14 protein-coding genes, 3 rRNA genes and 1 pseudogene are annotated in these 19,406 nt (G+C 71.2%); 17 read left to right on the top strand and 1 reads right to left on the bottom strand.

Annotated features, from left to right (window positions below; translation table 11 throughout):
• Window position 1: 1 nt before the first annotated feature.
• From SJY06_RS15965 to SJY06_RS15915, 11 genes and pseudogenes are all read left to right on the top strand, one after another.
• Window positions 2–1,300 carry an acetylornithine transaminase gene (locus SJY06_RS15965; protein WP_380168520.1) on the top strand — a complete coding sequence of 433 codons (1,299 nt, stop codon included), beginning with the start codon at window positions 2–4 and terminating at the stop codon, window positions 1,298–1,300.
• Window positions 1,297–2,247 carry an ornithine carbamoyltransferase gene (argF, locus tag SJY06_RS15960; RefSeq protein WP_380168519.1) on the top strand — a complete coding sequence of 317 codons (951 nt, stop codon included), beginning with the start codon at window positions 1,297–1,299 and terminating at the stop codon, window positions 2,245–2,247. The genes SJY06_RS15965 and argF overlap by 4 nt, the downstream gene beginning before the upstream one ends.
• Window positions 2,244–2,777: an arginine repressor gene (locus tag SJY06_RS15955; RefSeq protein WP_380168518.1), complete on the top strand. Its 534-nt coding sequence runs from the start codon at window positions 2,244–2,246 to the stop codon at window positions 2,775–2,777. The genes argF and SJY06_RS15955 overlap by 4 nt, the downstream gene beginning before the upstream one ends.
• A 55-nt stretch (window positions 2,778–2,832) precedes the next feature.
• A complete protein-coding gene (gene argH, locus SJY06_RS15950) occupies window positions 2,833–4,308 on the top strand; it encodes an argininosuccinate lyase (RefSeq protein WP_380168517.1) in 1,476 nt (491 codons plus the stop codon).
• Between the two features lie 20 nt (window positions 4,309–4,328).
• Window positions 4,329–4,937, top strand: coding sequence for a DNA-3-methyladenine glycosylase (locus tag SJY06_RS15945; protein WP_380168516.1), 609 nt, complete (start codon window positions 4,329–4,331; stop codon window positions 4,935–4,937).
• A pseudogene (gene tyrS / locus SJY06_RS15940) lies at window positions 4,861–5,775 on the top strand (tyrosine--tRNA ligase); the annotation flags it as partial. The gene SJY06_RS15945 and the pseudogene tyrS, both read left to right, overlap by 77 nt.
• 67 nt (window positions 5,776–5,842) lie before the next feature.
• Complete coding sequence (locus SJY06_RS15935) at window positions 5,843–6,316, top strand: S4 domain-containing protein (RefSeq protein ID WP_380168515.1); 474 nt, start codon at window positions 5,843–5,845, stop codon at window positions 6,314–6,316.
• Between the two features lie 385 nt (window positions 6,317–6,701).
• A 16S ribosomal RNA gene (locus tag SJY06_RS15930) occupies window positions 6,702–8,219 on the top strand.
• Between the two features lie 392 nt (window positions 8,220–8,611).
• Window positions 8,612–11,705: ribosomal RNA gene (locus tag SJY06_RS15925) — 23S ribosomal RNA — on the top strand.
• Window positions 11,706–11,821: 116 nt separating this feature from the next.
• A 5S ribosomal RNA gene (rrf, locus tag SJY06_RS15920) occupies window positions 11,822–11,938 on the top strand.
• Together the 16S, 23S and 5S rRNA genes form the textbook arrangement of a ribosomal RNA operon.
• Window positions 11,939–12,334: 396 nt before the next feature.
• Window positions 12,335–13,081, top strand: coding sequence for a hypothetical protein (locus tag SJY06_RS15915; RefSeq protein ID WP_380168514.1), 747 nt, complete (start codon window positions 12,335–12,337; stop codon window positions 13,079–13,081).
• A 7-nt stretch (window positions 13,082–13,088) separates the two neighbouring features.
• Here SJY06_RS15915 and SJY06_RS15910 read toward each other — a convergent pair whose 3' ends face one another.
• Complete coding sequence (locus tag SJY06_RS15910; protein ID WP_380168513.1) at window positions 13,089–14,147, bottom strand: DUF1015 family protein; 1,059 nt, start codon at window positions 14,145–14,147, stop codon at window positions 13,089–13,091.
• 55 nt (window positions 14,148–14,202) lie between these two features.
• Here SJY06_RS15910 and SJY06_RS15905 point away from each other — a divergent pair, with 55 nt between their 5' ends.
• The 6 genes from SJY06_RS15905 to recN are packed head-to-tail and all read left to right on the top strand — an operon-like array spanning window position 14,203 to window position 19,396.
• Entirely contained in the window at window positions 14,203–14,727 is a 525-nt protein-coding gene (locus SJY06_RS15905; protein WP_380168512.1) for a tetratricopeptide repeat protein, read from the top strand.
• On the top strand, window positions 14,714–15,649 hold the full coding sequence (locus SJY06_RS15900; protein WP_380168511.1) for an HAD-IIA family hydrolase: 936 nt from the start codon (window positions 14,714–14,716) through the stop codon (window positions 15,647–15,649). The genes SJY06_RS15905 and SJY06_RS15900 overlap by 14 nt, the downstream gene beginning before the upstream one ends.
• 39 nt (window positions 15,650–15,688) lie before the next feature.
• Window positions 15,689–15,841 (top strand): hypothetical protein, encoded by a 153-nt coding sequence (locus SJY06_RS15895; RefSeq protein ID WP_380168510.1) that lies wholly within the window; start codon window positions 15,689–15,691, stop codon window positions 15,839–15,841.
• Window positions 15,838–16,722: a TlyA family RNA methyltransferase gene (locus SJY06_RS15890; RefSeq protein WP_380168509.1), complete on the top strand. Its 885-nt coding sequence runs from the start codon at window positions 15,838–15,840 to the stop codon at window positions 16,720–16,722. Before SJY06_RS15895 ends, SJY06_RS15890 begins: the two co-directional genes overlap by 4 nt.
• Window positions 16,719–17,678 (top strand): NAD kinase, encoded by a 960-nt coding sequence (locus SJY06_RS15885; protein ID WP_380168508.1) that lies wholly within the window; start codon window positions 16,719–16,721, stop codon window positions 17,676–17,678. The genes SJY06_RS15890 and SJY06_RS15885 overlap by 4 nt, the downstream gene beginning before the upstream one ends.
• The gene (gene recN, locus SJY06_RS15880; protein ID WP_380168507.1) at window positions 17,675–19,396 is read left to right on the top strand and encodes a DNA repair protein RecN; all 1,722 of its coding nucleotides are present in this window, start codon (window positions 17,675–17,677) and stop codon (window positions 19,394–19,396) included. The genes SJY06_RS15885 and recN overlap by 4 nt, the downstream gene beginning before the upstream one ends.
• Window positions 19,397–19,406 lie beyond the last annotated feature (10 nt).

Below are 19,406 nucleotides of genomic sequence, written 5' to 3'. Positions count from 1 at the left end.
GATGACGGTGACCACGAGCCGGGGCGGCGCCCTCGATCGCCCCCGCAGCGAGGAGTGGCTCGACCGCCACGCCGCGTCGGTCATGGGGACCTACGGGCGACCGGCGCGCGTGCTGGTGCGGGGCGAGGGCGCCCACCTGTGGGACGCGGACGGCAACCAGCTGCTCGACCTGCTGGCCGGCATCGCGACCAACGCGCTCGGCCACGCCCACCCGGCCCTGACCGGGGCGGTCTCCGCGCAGCTGGCGACCCTCGGTCACGTGTCCAACCTGGCGGCCACCCCGGTCCAGGTCGGTCTGGCCGAGACCCTGCTGCGCACCTGCGACGCCCCCGAGGGCAGCCGGGTCTTCTTCACCAACTCCGGGGCGGAGGCCAACGAGGCGGCGTTCAAGATGGCGCGGCGGACCGGTCGGCCCCGGGTGCTCGCCGCGGAGGGCGGGTTCCACGGCCGGACCATGGGGGCGCTCGCGCTGACCGCCAACCCCGCCTACCGGGAGCCGTTCGCACCCCTGCCCGGTGGGGTGGAGCACGTCCCGTTCGGCGACGTCGAGGCGATGGCCGCGGCCCTGGCGGACACCTCCGCCGGCGAGGTCGCCGCCGTGGTCCTGGAGCCGGTGCAGGGCGAGGGCGGGGTTCGCCCGGCGCCGGCCGGCTACCTGGCGGCCGTCCGTCGCCTCACCCGCGAGCACGGCGCGCTGCTGGTGCTGGACGAGGTCCAGTCCGGGGCTGGCCGCACGGGTACCTGGTTGGCCCACCAGCAGCCCCACCACCTGGGTGACGCCATCGCGGCCGACCCGGCCATGCGCCCCGACGTCGTCACCCTCGCCAAGGGCCTGGGTGGCGGCATCCCCGTCGGGGCGGCCGTGGCCTACGGCCCCGCCGTGGCCGGGCTGCTCGGTGTCGGCCAGCACGGCACGACCTTCGGCGGCAACCCCGTGGCGGCCGCGGCCGCGCTGGCGACCATCCACGTGATCGAGCGCGACGGCCTGCTGGACCGCGCCCGGCACGTGGGGGCCCTGCTGCGCGACGGCATGGTCGCCGTGGACCACCCCCTGGTCCTCGGCGTCCGCGGCGAGGGCCTGCTGCTGGCCCTGGTGCTGTCGGCCCCGGTCGCCCGGGACGTGACCGCCGAGCTGCTCGGGGCCGGGTTCGTGGTCAACGCCGTGGCCCCCGACGCCGTCCGGCTCGCCCCGCCCCTGGTCCTGACCGACGCCCAGGCCACCACCTTCCTCGACGCCCTGCCGGGCGTCCTCGACCGGGTCCTCCAGCGGAGCGGCCCCCCGACCGGAGGCACGGCATGACCGGCTCGCCCACGCCCAGGCACTTCCTGCGCGACGACGACCTCGCCCCCGACGAGCTGCTGGAGGTGCTCGACCTGGCCGACCGGCTCAAGGCCGAGCCGTTCTCGGCCCGCCCGCTCGAGGGACCCCGGGCCGTGGCCGTGCTGTTCGACAAGCCCAGCACCCGCACCCGGATCTCCTTCTCCGTCGGGGTGGCCCAGCTGGGCGGCTACCCCTTGGTGATCGACGCGGCCGGCTCCCAGCTGGGCCGCGGCGAGCCCATCGAGGACACCACCCGGGTGCTGCAGCGCCAGGTCGAGGCCGTGGTCTGGCGGACCGGGGCCCACGAGCGGATCCAGCGGATGGCCGACGTGGCCACGGTCCCGGTGGTCAACGCGCTCACCGACGACTTCCACCCGTGCCAGCTGCTGGCCGACCTGCAGACCGTTCGGGAGCGCACCGGCCGGCTGGCCGGGCTGACCATGACCTACCTGGGCGACGCGGCCAACAACATGGCCCACTCCTACGCCCTGGCCGGCGCGACGGCCGGCATGCACGTGCGCCTCGCCGGACCCTCGGGCTACCTGCCGCGTCCTGACGTGGTGGCCGACGCCGAGCGTCGGGCCGCGCTGACCGGCGGGTCGGTCATGGTGACCGAGGACCCGCGGGCCGCGATCGAGGGGGCGGACGTGATCGCCACGGACACCTGGGTCTCGATGGGCCAGGAGAACGAGGCCCTGGACCGCGAGGCCCCGTTCGTCCCCTACGCCGTCACCGAGGCCGCCCTCGCCGCGGCCGGCACCGACCCCGTGGTGCTGCACTGCCTGCCCGCCTACCGCGGCAAGGAGGTCGAGGCGTCGGTGCTCGACGCCCCGACGTCGGCGGTCTGGGACGAGGCCGAGAACCGGTTGCACGCGCAGAAGGCCCTGCTGGTCTGGCTGCTGGAGCGCTCGCAGGGCGCCACGTGACGGGCGACGCCGCCGCCGGCGAGCGCCCCGTGGTCCGCAGCAAGGCCGCCCGGCAGGCCGCCGTCGTGGACACCATCACCCGGCGGGCCGTGCGCTCGCAGACCCAGCTGGGCGAGGTCCTGGCCGCGGCGGGGTACGTCGTCACCCAGGCCACGCTGTCGCGCGACCTGGTCGAGGTCGGCGCCGTCAAGGTCCGCCACGGCGACGGGACGCTGGTCTACGCCGTGCCGGGCGAGGGCGGCGACGCCAGCCCGGTCGCCGACGTCGGTGAGGACGTGCTGGGCGCACGGCTGGCCCGCCGCTGCGCCGAGCTGCTCGTCAGCGCCGAGGCCTCTGCCAACCTGGTGGTGCTGCGCACCCCTCCGGGTGCGGCCCAGTTCCTGGCCTCGGCGGTCGACCACGCGGTGGTGTCCGGCGTCCTCGGCACCATCGCGGGCGACGACACCGTCCTGGTGATCACCCGTGACCCGGCGGGCGGTCCGGCGGTCGCGCAGCGGTTCCTCGAGCTCAGCGAGCCGCAGCACACCTGAGCGGGCGGCCCGACCGCCAGGACCCCGCCCCCGAACGCCCCAGACAGGAGCACGCGTGCCGACCAGCCCCGACGCCCCCGACCGCCAGCACCCCCAGCACGTCCCCGGCGCGACCGCCGGAGGGGCCCTGTGGGGCGGCCGCTTCGCCAGCGGGCCGTCCGACGCCCTGGCCGCGCTGAGCGTGTCGACCCACTTCGACTGGGTGCTGGCGCCCTACGACCTGCGGGCCTCGGCGGCGCACACCCGGGTGCTGCACCGCGCCGGGCTGCTGGACGACGAGCAGCGGGACGGGCTGCTGGCCGGGATCACCGGGCTGGCCGCCGACGTGGCCGACGGGACCTTCGCCCCCGCCCCGACCGACGAGGACGTCCACAGCGCGCTCGAACGCGGGCTGATCGAGCGGCTGGGCGCGGACCTGGGCGGGCGGCTGCGCGCGGGCCGCAGCCGCAACGACCAGGTCGCCACCCTGCTGCGGATGTGGCTGCGTGACGCCCTGCGGCAGGTCGCCTCCCAGGTCGGAGGGCTGGTCGAGGCGCTGCTGCTGCAGGCCGACGCCCACCCCGAGGCGCCCATGCCCGGGCGCACCCACCTGCAGCACGCCCAGCCCGTCCTGCTGGCCCACCACCTGCAGGCGCACGGCTGGGCCCTGCTGCGCGACATCGGTCGGATGCGCGACCTGGACGCCCGCGCCGACGCGAGCCCGTACGGCTCCGGGGCGCTGGCCGGGACCTCGCTCGGGCTGGACCCGGCGATGGTCGCCGCCGAGCTGGGGTTCTCGCGCCCGGTGGAGAACTCCATCGACGGCACCGCCTCGCGCGACCTGGCCGCCGAGGCGGCCTGGGTGCTGGCCATGACGTCGGTCGACGTCTCCCGGCTGGCCGAGGAGGTCGTGATCTGGACGACCCACGAGTTCGGCTTCGCCCGCCTGGACGACGCCTGGGCCACCGGCAGCTCGATCATGCCGCAGAAGAAGAACCCCGACATCGCCGAGCTGGCCCGGGGCAAGACCGGGCGCCTGATCGGCAACCTGACCGGGCTCCTGGCCACGCTCAAGGCCCTGCCGCTGGCCTACAACCGCGACCTGCAGGAGGACAAGGAGCCGGTCGTCGACTCCGTGGCCCAGCTGGGCCTGCTGCTGCCCGCCATGGCCGGCATGGTCGCCACGCTGCGCTTCGACACCGAGCGGCTGGCCTCCCTGGCCCCGGCCGGGTTCTCGCTGGCCACCGACGTGGCCGAGTGGCTGGTGCGCGAGGGCGTGCCGTTCCGGGTGGCGCACGAGGTCGCGGGGGCGTGCGTGCAGACCTGCGAGCAGCGGGGCATCGAGCTGCACGAGCTGTCCGACGACGACCTGTCCGCCATCAGCCCGCACCTGCGACCCGACGTGCGCTCCGTGCTGGACGTGGCGGGTGCGATCGCCTCCCGCGACGCCGTCGGCGGCACCGCCCCGGTCCGCGTGGGCGAGCAGCGGACCAGCCTGCGCGCGCAGCTGCAGGAGGCGCTGGCCTGGGCGCGGGGGCCGCAGCCCGGGTGAGCCGGCGGGGGAGCGACGACGTGGGGTCCTTCCTCGCCGGGACGGCGCTCACGGTCGCTCCGCAGCTGCTGGACGCCGTCGTGACCAGCCGCGTGGCCGGGGCGACGGTCTCGGTGCGCCTCAGCGAGACCGAGGCATACGAGGGGGCCGACGACCCCGGCTCCCACGCCTTCCGAGGACCGACGGCGCGCAACGCGGTCATGTTCGGCCCGCCGGGGCGGCTGTACGTCTACCGGCACCTGGGGCTGCACCACTGCGTCAACGTGGTGTGCGGGCCCGCCGGCAGCGCCGCCGCCGTGCTGCTGCGCGCCGGTGAGGTCGTCGAGGGCCACGACGTCGCCTGGCAGCGGCGTACGACCGGACGCGGCGTCTGCCGGCGGGACCGGGACCTGGCGCGCGGGCCGGCCCGCCTGGCCGTCGTGCTGGGCCTGACCCGCGAGCACGACGGGGTCGACCTGCTCGACCCGCACGGGCCGGTGCGGCTGCGGCCCGCCCCGGGAGGGCCGGCGGCGGGGGTGCGGCGAGGAGCCCGGGTGGGCGTGAGCGGGGCCGGTGGCGAGGCGGGCACGTACCCGTGGCGGTTCTGGCTCGACGAGGACCCGACCGTCTCGGCCTACCGTCGGGCCTGAGCGACGGGACGGTCCCAGCACCGGCCGACGCGTCCGCGTACCGTGCTGCCGACGGACCCGGGCCCGAGGGCCACCAGCAGCACGACCTCCGAGGAGGAGCCACGTGAGCACGTCCACCGGCGCGGTCTGGCAGGACCTCGAGCGAAGGGGCTTGGTCGCGCTCAGCACGCCCGCCGACGCCCTGCAGAGCGAGCTGTCGCGAGGGCCCGTGTCGCTGTACTGCGGCTTCGACCCGACGGCGGCCAGCCTGCACGTCGGCCACCTGACCCAGGTGCTGACGCTGCGCCGGTTCCAGCAGCACGGGCACCGGCCCTACGCCCTGGTGGGGGGAGCGACCGGTCTGATCGGCGACCCTCGGCCCACCTCGGAGCGGACCCTGCACCCGCAGGAGCAGGTGAGGGAGTGGGTGGGGCGCATCCGCGACCAGCTGACCCCGTTCCTGGACTTCGAGGGGCCGAACGCGGCGCAGATGGTCAACAACCTCGACTGGCTCGGGGGGATGAGCGCGCTGGAGCTGCTCCGGGACGTGGGCAAGCACTTCCGGGTCAGCAAGATGCTGGCCAAGGAGTCCGTCAGCGCGCGCTTGAACAGCGAGCACGGCATCAGCTACACCGAGTTCAGCTACCAGCTGCTGCAGGCCGCGGACTTCCTCGAGCTGTACCGCCGGCACGGGGTGCGGCTGCAGACCGGTGGCTCCGACCAGTGGGGCAACCTGACCGCCGGTGTGGACCTGCTGCACCGCGTGGAACGGCAGGCCGTGCACGCGATGGGCACCCCCTTGGTCACCAAGGCCGACGGCACCAAGTTCGGCAAGTCCGAGGGGGGCGCCGTCTGGCTGGACCCGGACATGACGAGCCCGTACGCGTTCCACCAGTTTCTGGCTCAACAGCGCCGACGAGGACGTGATGCGGTACCTGGGGTACTTCACGTTCCTCGACGACGACGAGACGTCCCGGCTGGCGGTCGAGGTGGCGGAACGGCCGCACACCCGGGCCGCGCAGCGACGGCTGGCGGCGGAGGTGACGGCGCTGGTCCACGGCGAGGACGCCGTCGTGGCCGTGGAGGCGGCGGCGCGGGCCCTGTTCGGGGGCGAGGACCCGCGCGGCGTGGACGAGCGCACCCTGGTGGACGCGGCCGGCGAGCTGCCCTCCGCCACGCTGCCCGTCGGGTCCGGTCTGGTCGACGCCCTGACCGCCACCGGGCTGTCGCCCAGCCGGTCCGCGGCCCGGCGGTCCATCGGCGAGGGAGCGGTGCACGTGAACAACGTCAAGGCGACGGCGGAGGACGCCGTGCTGGGCGCCGAGGACTTCGTCCACGGCCGGGTGGCCGTGCTGCGCCGCGGCCGCAAGACGCTGGCCGCGGTGCTGCCGGCGCGGTGACGTCGCCGGATCGGGTGATCATGGCTCTGACCAGCCGATTTGACCCGCAGGACGCACGCCCGTAACTTTCTCTTCGCCGCCCCACAGGGAGCGCCGAACACCGAGAGGTGGTCGGCCCCGACACAGGCCAGGTCACCGAGAGGTGCAGGGCCGGGCGGCCACAAGCCCCAGACGGACCTTCGCGGGTCCCGGCGGCGTGCATCTGCTCCTTGAGAACTCAACAGCGTGCCAAAAATTGATGCCAGATATGTTCGGCCTGGCGTTCCCTTTCGGGGGTTCGTTGGTGTCGATTCGTTATGGTGGCGGCCTCCTGTAGTGGGGGGTCGTTTATGCCGAGATCAATCACGCAGATGTCCCGTCCGCTTCGGTGGTCGGGGGTTATGCATCTATGGAGAGTTTGATCCTGGCTCAGGACGAACGCTGGCGGCGTGCTTAACACATGCAAGTCGAACGGTGAAGCCCTTCGGGGTGGATCAGTGGCGAACGGGTGAGTAACACGTGAGCAACCTACCCTTGACTCTGGGATAACTCCGGGAAACCGGTGCTAATACCGGATACGACCTTCGGCCTCATGGTCTGTTGGTGGAAAGAATTTTGGTCAGGGATGGGCTCGCGGCCTATCAGCTTGTTGGTGAGGTAATGGCTCACCAAGGCGACGACGGGTAGCCGGCCTGAGAGGGCGACCGGCCACACTGGGACTGAGACACGGCCCAGACTCCTACGGGAGGCAGCAGTGGGGAATATTGCACAATGGGCGAAAGCCTGATGCAGCGACGCCGCGTGAGGGATGACGGCCTTCGGGTTGTAAACCTCTTTCAGCTCCGAAGAAGCGAAAGTGACGGTAGGAGCAGAAGAAGCACCGGCTAACTACGTGCCAGCAGCCGCGGTAATACGTAGGGTGCAAGCGTTGTCCGGAATTATTGGGCGTAAAGAGCTCGTAGGTGGTTCGTCGCGTCTGCTGTGAAAGTCCGAGGCTTAACCTCGGATCTGCAGTGGGTACGGGCGGACTAGAGTGCGGTAGAGGAGATCGGAATTCCTGGTGTAGCGGTGGAATGCGCAGATATCAGGAGGAACACCGGTGGCGAAGGCGGATCTCTGGGCCGTAACTGACGCTGAGGAGCGAAAGCATGGGGAGCGAACAGGCTTAGATACCCTGGTAGTCCATGCCGTAAACGTTGGGCGCTAGGTGTGGGGTCCTATCCACGGATTCCGTGCCGCAGCTAACGCATTAAGCGCCCCGCCTGGGGAGTACGGCCGCAAGGCTAAAACTCAAAGGAATTGACGGGGGCCCGCACAAGCGGCGGAGCATGCGGATTAATTCGATGCAACGCGAAGAACCTTACCAAGGCTTGACATACGCCGGAAACACTCAGAGATGGGTGCCCCGCAAGGTCGGTGTACAGGTGGTGCATGGTTGTCGTCAGCTCGTGTCGTGAGATGTTGGGTTAAGTCCCGCAACGAGCGCAACCCTCGTTCTATGTTGCCAGCGGGTTATGCCGGGGACTCATAGGAGACTGCCGGGGTCAACTCGGAGGAAGGTGGGGATGACGTCAAATCATCATGCCCCTTATGTCTTGGGCTTCACGCATGCTACAATGGCCGGTACAAAGGGCTGCGAAACCGTAAGGTGGAGCGAATCCCAAAAAGCCGGTCTCAGTTCGGATTGGGGTCTGCAACTCGACCCCATGAAGTCGGAGTCGCTAGTAATCGCAGATCAGCAACGCTGCGGTGAATACGTTCCCGGGCCTTGTACACACCGCCCGTCACGTCACGAAAGTCGGTAACACCCGAAGCCGGTGGCCCAACCCCTTGTGGGAGGGAGCCGTCGAAGGTGGGACTGGCGATTGGGACGAAGTCGTAACAAGGTAGCCGTACCGGAAGGTGCGGCTGGATCACCTCCTTTCTAAGGAGCATCTTGGCAGCCGTCACTTCGGTGGGGGTTGTCCAGTGCCCGCTCGGGGCGTTCGTCTCCGAGGGGTGGCTCATGGGTGGATACATCAATTAGTTGGCGATCGGGTTCTCGTGTGTCCAGTACTTCCCTGCAGCTTGCTGTGGGGGATGGAACGACATCGACGGGGTCTGGTCGCTTGGCGCGCTGTTGGGTCCTGAGGGAGTGGCTGCGGTCACGAACTCCGGGGACCCTGTGGTCGGTCGAACCGCCACCTACGTGAACACCTGCTCGAGTGCCTGGAAGCTCAGGTCGGGCTGGTGGTGGGTTGGTAGGCGCCGAGGTGCTGCAGGGGACCTCCCGTTTCTTGAGAACTGCATAGTGGACGCGAGCATCTTTATCTTTGTGGCCAAGTTGATAAGGGCACACGGTGGATGCCTTGGCATCAGGAGCCGATGAAGGACGTAGGAACCTGCGATAAGCCTCGGGTAGGTGGTAACCGACCTGTGATCCGAGGATTTCCGAATGGGGCAACCCGGCTGGAGTCATGTCCAGTCACCCACGCCTGAACACATAGGGCGTGCGGAGGGCACGAGGGGAAGTGAAACATCTCAGTACCCTCAGGAAGAGAAAGCAACAGCGATTCCGTGAGTAGTGGCGAGCGAAAGCGGATCAGGCTAAACCGTTCACGTGTGATAGCCGGCAGGCGTTGCGTGGGCGGGGTCGTGGGACCTCCTGGCTGGGACTGCCGTTCCAGCAGGGTGACGTTCGTGTCATAGCCGAAGGACTTGGGAAGGTCCGGCACAGAGGGTGAGACCCCCGTAGGCGAAATGGCATGGCGGCCCTGGAGGGATCCCAAGTAACACGGGGCCCGAGAAATCCCGTGTGAATCTGCGAGGACCATCTCGTAAGCCTAAATACTCCCTGATGACCGATAGCGGACAAGTACCGTGAGGGAAAGGTGAAAAGTACCCCGGGAGGGGAGTGAAATAGTACCTGAAACCGTGTGCCTACAAGCCGTTGGAGCCTTACGGGGTGACAGCGTGCCTTTTGAAGAATGAGCCTGCGAGTTAGTGTTACGTGGCGAGGTTAACCCGTGTGGGGAAGCCGTAGCGAAAGCGAGTCCGAATAGGGCGGTTGAGTCGCGTGATCTAGACCCGAAGCGAAGTGATCTACCCATGGCCAGGTTGAAGCGCGGGTAAGACCGCGTGGAGGACCGAACCCACCAGGGTTGAAAACCTGGGGGATGAGCTGTGGGTAGGGGTGAAAGGCCAATCAAACTTCGTGATAGCTGGTTCTCCCCGAAATGCATTTAGGTGCAGCGTCTCGTGTTTCTTACCGGAGGTAGAGCTACTGGATGGCTAATGGGCCTCACCAGGTTACTGACGTCAGCCAAACTCCGAATGCCGGTAAGTGAGAGCGAGGCAGTGAGACTGCGGGGGATAAGCTCCGTAGTCGAAAGGGAAACAGCCCAGACCACCGGCTAAGGCCCCTAAGCGTGTGCTAAGTGGAAAAGGATGTGGAGTTGCCCAGACAACCAGGAGGTTGGCTTAGAAGCAGCCACCCTTGAAAGAGTGCGTAATAGCTCACTGGTCAAGTGATTCCGCGCCGACAATGTAGCGGGGCTCAAGCACACCGCCGAAGCCGTGGCATTCACACTTCAGCCCGATCCGGACTTGATCCGGGTCCAGGCGTGTGGATGGGTAGGGGAGCGTCGTGTGGCGAGTGAAGCGGCGGGGTAACCCAGTCGTGGACGCCACACGAGTGAGAATGCAGGCATGAGTAGCGAAAGACGGGTGAGAAACCCGTCCGCCGAATGACCAAGGGTTCCAGGGCCAGGTTAATCCGCCCTGGGTAAGTCGGGACCTAAGGCGAGGCCGACAGGCGTAGTCGATGGACAACGGGTTGATATTCCCGTACCGGCGAAGAACCGCCCATATCGAGGCAGACGATGCTGAGCACCATGAAGCTTGTCCCAGCTTGCTGGGGTGGGTGGATCGTGCGACCCAGATCTGTAGTAGGTAAGCGTATTAACAGGAGTGACGCAGGAAGGTAGCCTCCGCGGGGCGATGGTTGTCCCCGTCCAAGTGTCCGAGGGTTGAGCATTGGCAAATCCGTGCTCTACGTACCTGAGGCGCGATAGTGACCGCGTATGCGGGAAGATGGGTGATCCTATGCTGCCTAGAAAAGCTTCGACGCGAGGTTCTAGCCGCCCGTACCCCAAACCGACTCAGGTGGTCAGGTAGAGAATACCAAGGCGATCGAGTGAACTGTGGTTAAGGAACTCGGCAAAATGCCCCCGTAACTTCGGGAGAAGGGGGGCCGGAGGCGTGAGAGCGCTGATGGCCGCAGAGACCAGGGAGAAGCGACTGTTTACTAAAAACACAGGTCCGTGCTAAGTCGCAAGACGATGTATACGGACTGACGCCTGCCCGGTGCTGGAACGTTAAGGGGACGGGTTAACTCATTCGTGGGTGAAGCTCAGAACTTAAGCGCCAGTAAACGGCGGTGGTAACTATAACCATCCTAAGGTAGCGAAATTCCTTGTCGGGTAAGTTCCGACCTGCACGAATGGCGTAACGACTTCTCCACTGTCTCAACCACAGACTCGGCGAAATTGCACTACGAGTAAAGATGCTCGTTACGCGCAGCAGGACGGAAAGACCCCGGGACCTTTACTATAGCTTGGTATTGGTGTTCGGAACGGCTTGTGTAGGATAGGTGGGAGACTGTGAAGCGGGCACGCTAGTGTCGGTGGAGTCAACGTTGAAATACCACTCTGGTCGTTCTGGACATCTAACTTCGGTCCGTAATCCGGATCAGGGACAGTGCCTGGTGGGTAGTTTAACTGGGGCGGTTGCCTCCTAAAATGTAACGGAGGCGCTCAAAGGTTCCCTCAGCCTGGTTGGCAATCAGGTGTTGAGTGTAAGTGCACAAGGGAGCTTGACTGCGAGACTGACAAGTCGAGCAGGGACGAAAGTCGGAACTAGTGACCCGGCCGTGGTGAATGGAAACGCGGTCGCTCATCGGATAAAAGGTACCCCGGGGATAACAGGCTGATCTTGCCCAAGAGTCCATATCGACGGCATGGTTTGGCACCTCGATGTCGGCTCGTCGCATCCTGGGGCTGGAGTCGGTCCCAAGGGTTGGGCTGTTCGCCCATTAAAGCGGCACGCGAGCTGGGTTTAGAACGTCGTGAGACAGTTCGGTCCCTATCCGCTGTGCGCGTTGGAGATTTGAGAAGGGCTGTCCCTAGTACGAGAGGACCGGGACGGACTAACCTCTGGTGTGTCAGTTGTTCCGCCAGGAGCACCGCTGATTAGCTACGTTGGGAAGGGATAACCGCTGAAAGCATCTAAGCGGGAAGCCTGCTTCAAGATGAGATCTCCATGGGTTTAGGCCCGAGAGGCTCCCAGCTAGACTACTGGGTTGATAGGCCGGAGGTGGAAGCGTGGTAACACGTGCAGCTGACCGGTACTAATAAGCCGATGACTTGATTACAACGATTTGTTTCGCGTCCACTATGCGGTTCCCGGGATACGGGGGCCCGACAGACCATCGTGAGCACGAGTGTGTGCTTGCGGGTGGTGTGTCGGTTCCTGACATCTCGATAGAGTTTCGGCGGTCATGGCGAAGGGGAAACGCCCGGTCCCATTCCGAACCCGGAAGCTAAGCCCTTCTGCGCCGATGGTACTGCACGGGACACTGTGTGGGAGAGTAGGTCACCGCCGGACATTCTTTACGATAGGCCGCCCCGATTGGGGCGGCCTATCGTGCGTTCACGAGGAGACATGATGGTCAGCAATTCACGACCCAGCGGATCCGGCAGCGGCCGGCCCCCGTCCCGTGGTGGACGGCCGGGCGGCCCCGCTCGAGGCGGCGGCAGCGGTCCCCGTCGGGACGGTCCGCCGCGTGGTGAGGGCGGTCCCCGTCGGGACGGTCCGCCGCGTGGTGAGGGCGGCCCTCGTCGGGACGGTCCGCCGCGTGGTGGCTCTGCCGGAGCCGGTCGGCCCGATCGCGGCACCGGCCGTCCGGAGCGTTCGGGCGGCCGTGGCGGTGCCCCGAACCGACCCAGCCAGTCGCGGGAGGCGTTCGAGCCGGGTCCTCACGGGGCACGCGACGAGCGGGCCGTGGTGCCGCTCGGGCCCCCCATCCCGGATTGGGCGACCGAAGGTGCCCTCGACCGGCACGTGCTGCGCGAGTTCGAGGCCCTGGGCGAGCGTCGCTCGACCGAGGTGGCGCGTCGGCTGGTGGCCGCCTACGTGGCGGCCGACGAGGGCGACGTCGACACGGCGCTCGGGCACATCGCCGTGGTGCGGGTCGCCGGCGCCCGGCTCGCCGCGGCCCGTGAGGCGGCCGGCGTCATCGCTTACCGCTGCGGCCGCTACGACCTGGCCTCGAAGGACCTGAAGGCCGCGCGACGCATCAGCGGTCGGAACGACACCCTGCCCGTGCTGGCCGACTGCGAGCGCGGACTGGGCCGTCCCGAGCGGGCGCTGGAGCTGGCGGCCTCGCCCGAGGCCGGCCGTCTGGACCTCGAGGGGCGCATCGAGATGCTCCTCGTGGCCTCGGGGGCCCGCAAGGACCTGGGGCAGGCCGACGCGGCCGTGCTGACGCTGCAGGTCCCGGAGCTCGAGGCCCGGCACAAGCAGGAGTGGCACTACCGCCTCGTCGCCGGCTACGCGGAGGCGTTGGCCGACGCCGGACGACTCGACGAGGCCGCCGTCTGGCGGCGTCGGGCGGCGTCCCATCCGGCGGCGCCCGCGGGCCTGGAGGTCGACGACGCGGCGGACGGCTCCGTCGGTGACATCGTGGACCTCGACCCGGAGGACGAGCAGGACGAGCGGGTGGACGGCGGTCTCGGCCGCCCGGAGTGACGCCGGGTCAGGTCGACGAGCTCCGGACCGGACCGGGCTGCCAGGCCTCCAGGGGGCGCACGAGCGCCCCCGAGGGGAGCTTGGGCTCGAAGGCCGTCGCCTTGTAGGGCAGCAGGGCGCCCCGCGCGGCCAGCCGCAGTACCTCGTCCAGGTCCGGGGCGGGGAGCAGGGCGGTCAACGCACCGTGCCGGGCCGAGGCCTCGGCGACCGCCGTGTCGGGCTCACGCCGGGTGCGTGAGCCCGTGGTGTCCTCCAGCACGTGCTCGACCAGGGTCGTCACGTCGGTCCCAGGGTGCTGGGGCCAGGCCACCAGCCAGGTCCGTTCCCCGTGCAGCAGGGTGACCGAGCCCTGACCGGCCGCGTCCGGGCCGGCGGGCTCGGCCACGGCGCCGACCGCGCGGCAGCGTTCCAGCACCTCCTGCACCACGTCGTCGCCGACCCGGTCTCGGCCCTGGCGGTCCAGCATGACCCGGTGCACGGGACCCAGCGCCAGCGGCGAGTCGTCGGCGTCCACCACCAGCGCCGTCACCTGCGCCCGGTGCCCCTCCGTGCGCAGCTGCACCGCCCCGGCCAGCCGGTGGTGCCCGTCCGCCACCAGGTACCGACCGCCGCGCAGCTCCGCCAGGACGGCGTCGCCGGCGTGCCCGTCCACCTGCAGCACCCGGACGTGCCGGTCGCGCTCGGTCACCTCGTACACCGGCGTCGTCCGCCCGTCCACCAGGTCGGCGACCCGACCGGCACCGCGGTGGGTCAGCAGCAGCGGGTCGCGGTCCACGTGGGCGGTGCGCAGCGCCCTGACCCGACGGCGGACCGCCTTGCCGTCGGTCTGCTCGTGGGGCAGCAGCCCACCGCTCGACGGCGGGTCGGTGACGTCCCAGACCGCCACCACGCCGCGGACGACGGCCGCGGGGGAGTCGAGCTCGACGGCGAACACCGCGGGGGGTGCGAGCAGGTCACGACCGTGCTCGGTCCAGCCCGCATCCCGGAGCCGGCTGTCGTGCCGGGCCGCCTCGGGGTCAGGATGGAGAAGCCGGACCGGCGAGACCCCCGCCGTCCCGGTGATCATGCCCGGCATCGTACGGTCCTCCGGCGGTGCGACCCGACAGGAACGGAGGTGGCCGGTGGGTGCAGCCCAGGAGCCCGGACACGGCACCACGGACGGCACCACGGACGGCATCACGGACGGTGGCCCGGACGGCGGTCCGGATGGCAGCCGGGACGGCAGCCCCGAGGACGTGGCGGCCGGCGACGTGAGGCGACCGGCCGGGGACGTCTACGACTGGCTCTCCCGCGCCCGGGCGCTGCTGGCCCGCGGCGACGCCGGGGCGGCGGCCACGCTGCTGCGCCACGCCGTCGCCGAGGAGCCGGGTTCGCCGGAGCTGGTGGAGACGCTGGCCCGGGCCGAGTTCGAGTCCGGCCGCTTCGTCGCCGCCCGCGACCTGTTCGCCGACCTGGTGGAGAGCAGCCCGGACTCCGACTACGCCCGCTTCGGGCTGGGGGCGAGCCTGGTGCGCCTCGGCCGGCACGCCGACGCGCTGCCGCACCTGGTCATGGCCGACGTCATGCGTCCCGGTCGGGCGGAGTACCAGGCCCTGCTGGCCCGGGCCCGGACGGTCGCCGAGGGGAGCCCCCGTGCGGAGTCCTGAGCACGACGCGCTGCTGCTGGACCTCGACGGCGTCGTCTACGCCGGCGACGGCGCGGTCCCCGGGGCCCCCGAGGCGCTGGCCCGGCTGCGCGCGGACGGCGTGGCCCTGCGGTTCGTCACGAACAACGCCTTCCGCACCCCGCAGCAGGTGGCCGACAAGCTGGTGTCGGTGGGTGTGGCCGCCACCGCCGAGGAGGTGCTCGCCTCGCCCCGCGCCGCGGTCGGCCTGCTGCGCGGCCGGTTCGGCCTGGACGACGGCGACCGGGTGGCGGTGGCGGGCGGGCAGGGCCTGCTCCAGGCCGTCACCGAGGCCGGGCTGACCGCCGAGCACGTGTCCCGTCTCGACGGGACGCCGGCGGCGCTGGTGCAGGGGTTCTCGCCGGCGACCACCTGGGAGGACCTGGCCACCGCCAGCCGCCTGGTGGCGCAGGGCGTGCCCTGGGTGGCCACCAACCTGGACGCCACCATCCCCACGGCCTGGGGGATCGCGCCCGGCAACGGCCTGCTCGTGCGCGCGGTCGCCGAGGCCGCCGGCCGTCGACCGGACGCCGTGGCCGGCAAGCCCGGGCCTCACCTGTTCACCGTCGCGGCGCAGTCGTGCGGGGCGGTCACCCCGCTGGTCGTCGGCGACCGTCTCGACACCGACGTGGCGGGGGGACGTGCGGCCGGGCAACGGACGGCCCTGGTGCTGACCGGGGTCCACGGGGTGCTCGACGCGCTGCGGGCGGAGCCGAGCCACCGGCCCGACCGCCTGCTGCAGGACCTGGGTGACCTGTGGCCCGGGCCTGGGCACGACGCGGCCGACGCGCTCACCCGGGGCCTCCACCGGGCCTGGGCGGAGCTCGACGCCGGCCTGTCGGACGACGAGCGCGACGAGGCGCTGTCCAGGTGGTCCCGGCAGCTGTCCCCAGCCCCGGGGTGAGGGCGTGCGTCGTCCACGGTGACGGGTACGGTCGGGTCCATGCAGGCGGACACCGGCCACGACCAGACGAGGGACGCCGTCGAGGACCTCGACGACCTCGCGGTCGCCGTGGCCCGCCTCGAGGCGACGGCGGACGCCCTGGACGCCCGCCTCACCGCGACCGCGGGCGCCCCGGGGACCGACCGGGCGTGAGACGACGCCTCGACGTCGAGCTGGTCCGTCGCGGGCTGGCGCGCAGCCGGGAGCACGCCGGTGAGCTGGTGGCCTCCGGTCGGGTGAGCGTGGCCGGGCAGCGCGCCGAGAAGCCCGCGACCCAGGTCGACGCCGCGGCGGCCGTGCTCGTCACGGAGCCCGAGCCGTCGGACCGCTGGGTGGGCCGGGGCGCCGGCAAGCTCGACGGCGCCCTGGACGCGCTGGCCGCCCGCGGCCTGGCCCCGGTGGTCCAGGACGCCGTGTGCCTGGACGCGGGCGCCAGCACGGGCGGGTTCACCCAGATGCTGCTGGCCCGGGGGGCCGCGGTGGTCCACGCCGTCGACGTCGGCTACGGCCAGCTGGCCTGGCCGCTGCGCACGGACGAGCGGGTGCAGGTGCGCGAGCGGACCAACGTGCGCGAGCTGGGTCCGGGCTGGCTCGACCCGGCCCCGGACCTGGTCGTCGCCGACCTGTCGTTCATCTCCCTGGCCCTGGTGCTGCCGGCCCTCGTCGGCACCGCCACGCCCGACGCCGCGCACCTGCTCATGGTCAAGCCGCAGTTCGAGGTCGGTCGCGACAAGGTCGGGGCCGGCGGGGTGGTCCGTGACCCGGCCCTGCGGGCGGCGGCGGTGCTGTCGGTGGTCGAGCAGGCCAGGACGCTGGGACGACGGCTCGTCGCGGCGACGGCCAGCCCGCTGCCGGGCCCGTCCGGCAACGTCGAGTACTTCGTGCTGCTGCGTCGGGCCGAGGACAGCGGGGCGGCCGGCACCGGTCCGGGAGGCGACGGAGGTCCGGGACGGGACCGCGCCGAGGTCGAGCGGGCCGTCGTCGAGGGGCCCACCGGCGCGGCCGACGACCCGGGCCCGGGGGAGCAGTCGTGAGCGGCCGCGAGCGGTTGGCGCCGCGCAGCGTCCTGGTCATCGCCCACACCGGTCGGGAGCAGGCCCTGCAGGCCGTCGTGTCCGTCGTGTCGGCGCTGGCCTCGGCCGGGGTCGACGTGGTGGTCGGCGAGGACCAGGCCCAGGCCCTGGCCGCGGCCATGCACTACGCCGAGGTGACCGGCGAGTTCCGCCACGTCCCCGTCGACGAGGTGGGTGCCCCCTCGCCCGAGGTCCTGCACGGGGTGGACCTCGTGCTGGTCCTGGGCGGCGACGGCACGATCCTGCGCGCGGCCGAGATCGTGCGCGGCACGCCGGCCCCCCTGCTCGGCGTCAACCTGGGCCACGTGGGGTTCCTGGCCGAGAGCGAGCTCGACGGCCTCGCCGACACCGTCGAGCGGCTGCTGGCCGGCGACTACGACGTCGAGGAGCGGATGACCATCGACGTGGTCGTGCTCGACGCGGGCCGAGAGGTGGCCCGCACCTGGGCCCTCAACGAGGTCGCGGTGGAGAAGGCGAGCCGGCAGCGGATGCTGGAGATCATCCTGGAGGTCGACGGCCGGCCGCTGACCCGCTTCGGCTGCGACGGCATCGTCACCGCCACCCCCACGGGCTCGACCGCCTACGCCTTCTCCGCAGGCGGTCCGGTGGTGTGGCCCGAGGTAGAGGCCATGCTGGTGGTCCCGCTCAGCGCCCACGCCCTGTTCGCCCGCCCGCTCCTGGTCGGCACCAGCAGCGTCGTGGCCGTCGAGACCGTCCCCGGGCTCGGCGGGCCCGGGGTGCTCTGGGCCGACGGGCGGCGCTCGGTCGACCTGCCCGAACGGGCCCGGGTCGAGGTGCGGCGCGGCGAGGTGCCGGTCCGGCTGGCCCGGTTGTCCGCCACGGGCTTCACCGAGCGGCTGGTGCAGCGGTTCCGGCTGCCCGTCAACGGCTGGCGCGGACCGGGGGCCGGGTCGTGATCGAGGAGCTGCGCATCCGCGACCTCGGCGTCATCGCCGACGCCACGCTGCCGCTGCACCCGGGCCTCAACGTGCTGACGGGCGAGACGGGGGCCGGCAAGACCATGGTCGTCACGGCCCTGGGCCTGCTGCTGGGCGTCCGGGCCGACCCGGCCCTGGTCCGCGCCGGCGCCCGGGCCGCGACGGTCGACGGCCTGCTGCGGGTGCCCGTGGACGGCGAGGCCGCGCGGCTCGCGCTGGAGGCCGGCGGCGAGCTCGACGACGACGCCCTGCTGCTGGCCCGCTCCGTGCCGGCCGACGGACGGGCGCGGGCCTGGGCCGGTGGGCGCTCGGTCCCGGTGTCGGTGCTGGGCTCGGTCACCGAGCAGGAGGTCACCGTCCACGGGCAGTCCGACCAGCTGCGGCTGCGCTCGACCACGCACCAGCGGGCCCTGCTCGACGGCTACGCCGGGGCCGGGCACGGCCGGCTGCTCGCGTCCTACCGGACCGCCTGGGGGGAGCACCGCAGGCTGGCTGCCGAGCTCGCGCAGGTGGACGCCCGGGCCCGGGAACGGGCGCAGGAGGCGCAGATGCTGCGCCTCGCCCTGGCCGACTACGACCGGGTGCAGCCGGTGCCGGGGGAGGCCGACGAGCTGAACGAGGAGTGGGAGCGCCTGGCCCACGCCGACGAGCTGCAGCGCGCCGGGCACGAGGCGCTGGCCGCCGTCGCCGGTGACGACGAGGGGACCACGCCCGGGGCGCAGGGCCTGCTGGCCGCGGCCCGCAACGCCCTGGAGGCGGTGCGCGAGCACGACCCGCGGGCGGCCGAGCTGGCCGACCGGGTCGCCGAGCTCACCTACCTCACCACCGACCTGGGCACCGACCTGGCCGGGTACGCCTCCGGCGTCGACGCGGACCCCGCCCGCCTGGCCGACGTCGACGCCCGGCGCAACGACCTGGCCCCGCTGCTGCGCTCGCACGGCGACCTCGAGCAGGCCGCCGTCTGGGCGAAGCAGGCCCGGACCCGGCTCGACGAGCTGGACGACGACGGCCTGCCCCAGCGGCTGCGCCAGCAGGTCGAGCAGGCCCGGGCCGAGGTGACCGGGCTGGCCGGGCGGCTGCACACCTCGCGCCGGGAGGCCGCCGACCGCCTGGCCGCCGCGGTGACGACCGAGCTGGGACAGCTGGCGCTGGGACGGGCCCGGCTGCAGGTCGAGGTCCGCCCGGGCGAGCCCGGTCCCGACGGGGCCGACGACGTCGAGTTCCTGCTGGCCTCGCACTCCGGCGCCGAGGCGCGCCCGCTGGCCCGGTCGGCCTCCGGCGGTGAGCTGTCCCGGGTCATGCTCGCCGTCGAGGTGGTCACGACCGCCGCGGAGCCGGTGGGCACCTACGTGTTCGACGAGGTGGACTCCGGGGTCGGGGGCGAGGCCGCGGTCGAGATCGGCCGGCGGCTGGCCCGGCTGGCCGACGGCGGCCAGGTCGTCGTCGTCACCCACCTGCCCCAGGTCGCGGCCTTCGCCGACCACCACCTCGTGGTCACCAAGGCCGACGACGGCACGGGCACCGTGTCCGACGTGGCCGCCGTGCAGGGGGCGGAGCGCGTGCAGGAGATCGCCCGGATGCTCGCCGGCCTCGGCACGTCCACCACGGCCGCGGCCCACGCCGAGGAGCTGCTGGCCACCGCGGCGCAGATGCGCGACGCGCCGTCCCGGCAGCCGGCCCGTCGCCGGGGGGCGTGACACGCTCGAG

The sequence above is a fragment of the Jannaschia sp. R86511 genome (assembly GCF_042466345.1).
Taxonomy (GTDB): domain Bacteria; phylum Actinomycetota; class Actinomycetes; order Actinomycetales; family JBBAYJ01; genus Aquipuribacter.
Note: the sequence above shows the minus strand (reverse complement) of the source record. Positions and strands in the feature narration are given on the sequence as shown.

Excerpts from the sequence above, each read along its gene's own strand:
- SJY06_RS15965 (WP_380168520.1), top strand. The coding sequence starts at position 2 with ATGACGGTGACCACGAGCCGGGGCGGCGCCCTCGATCGCCCCCGCAGC.
- argF (WP_380168519.1), top strand. The coding sequence starts at position 1,297 with ATGACCGGCTCGCCCACGCCCAGGCACTTCCTGCGCGACGACGACCTC.
- SJY06_RS15935 (WP_380168515.1), top strand. The coding sequence starts at position 5,843 with ATGCGGTACCTGGGGTACTTCACGTTCCTCGACGACGACGAGACGTCC.
- SJY06_RS15910 (WP_380168513.1), bottom strand. The coding sequence starts at position 14,147 with ATGATCACCGGGACGGCGGGGGTCTCGCCGGTCCGGCTTCTCCATCCT.
- SJY06_RS15895 (WP_380168510.1), top strand. The coding sequence starts at position 15,689 with ATGCAGGCGGACACCGGCCACGACCAGACGAGGGACGCCGTCGAGGAC.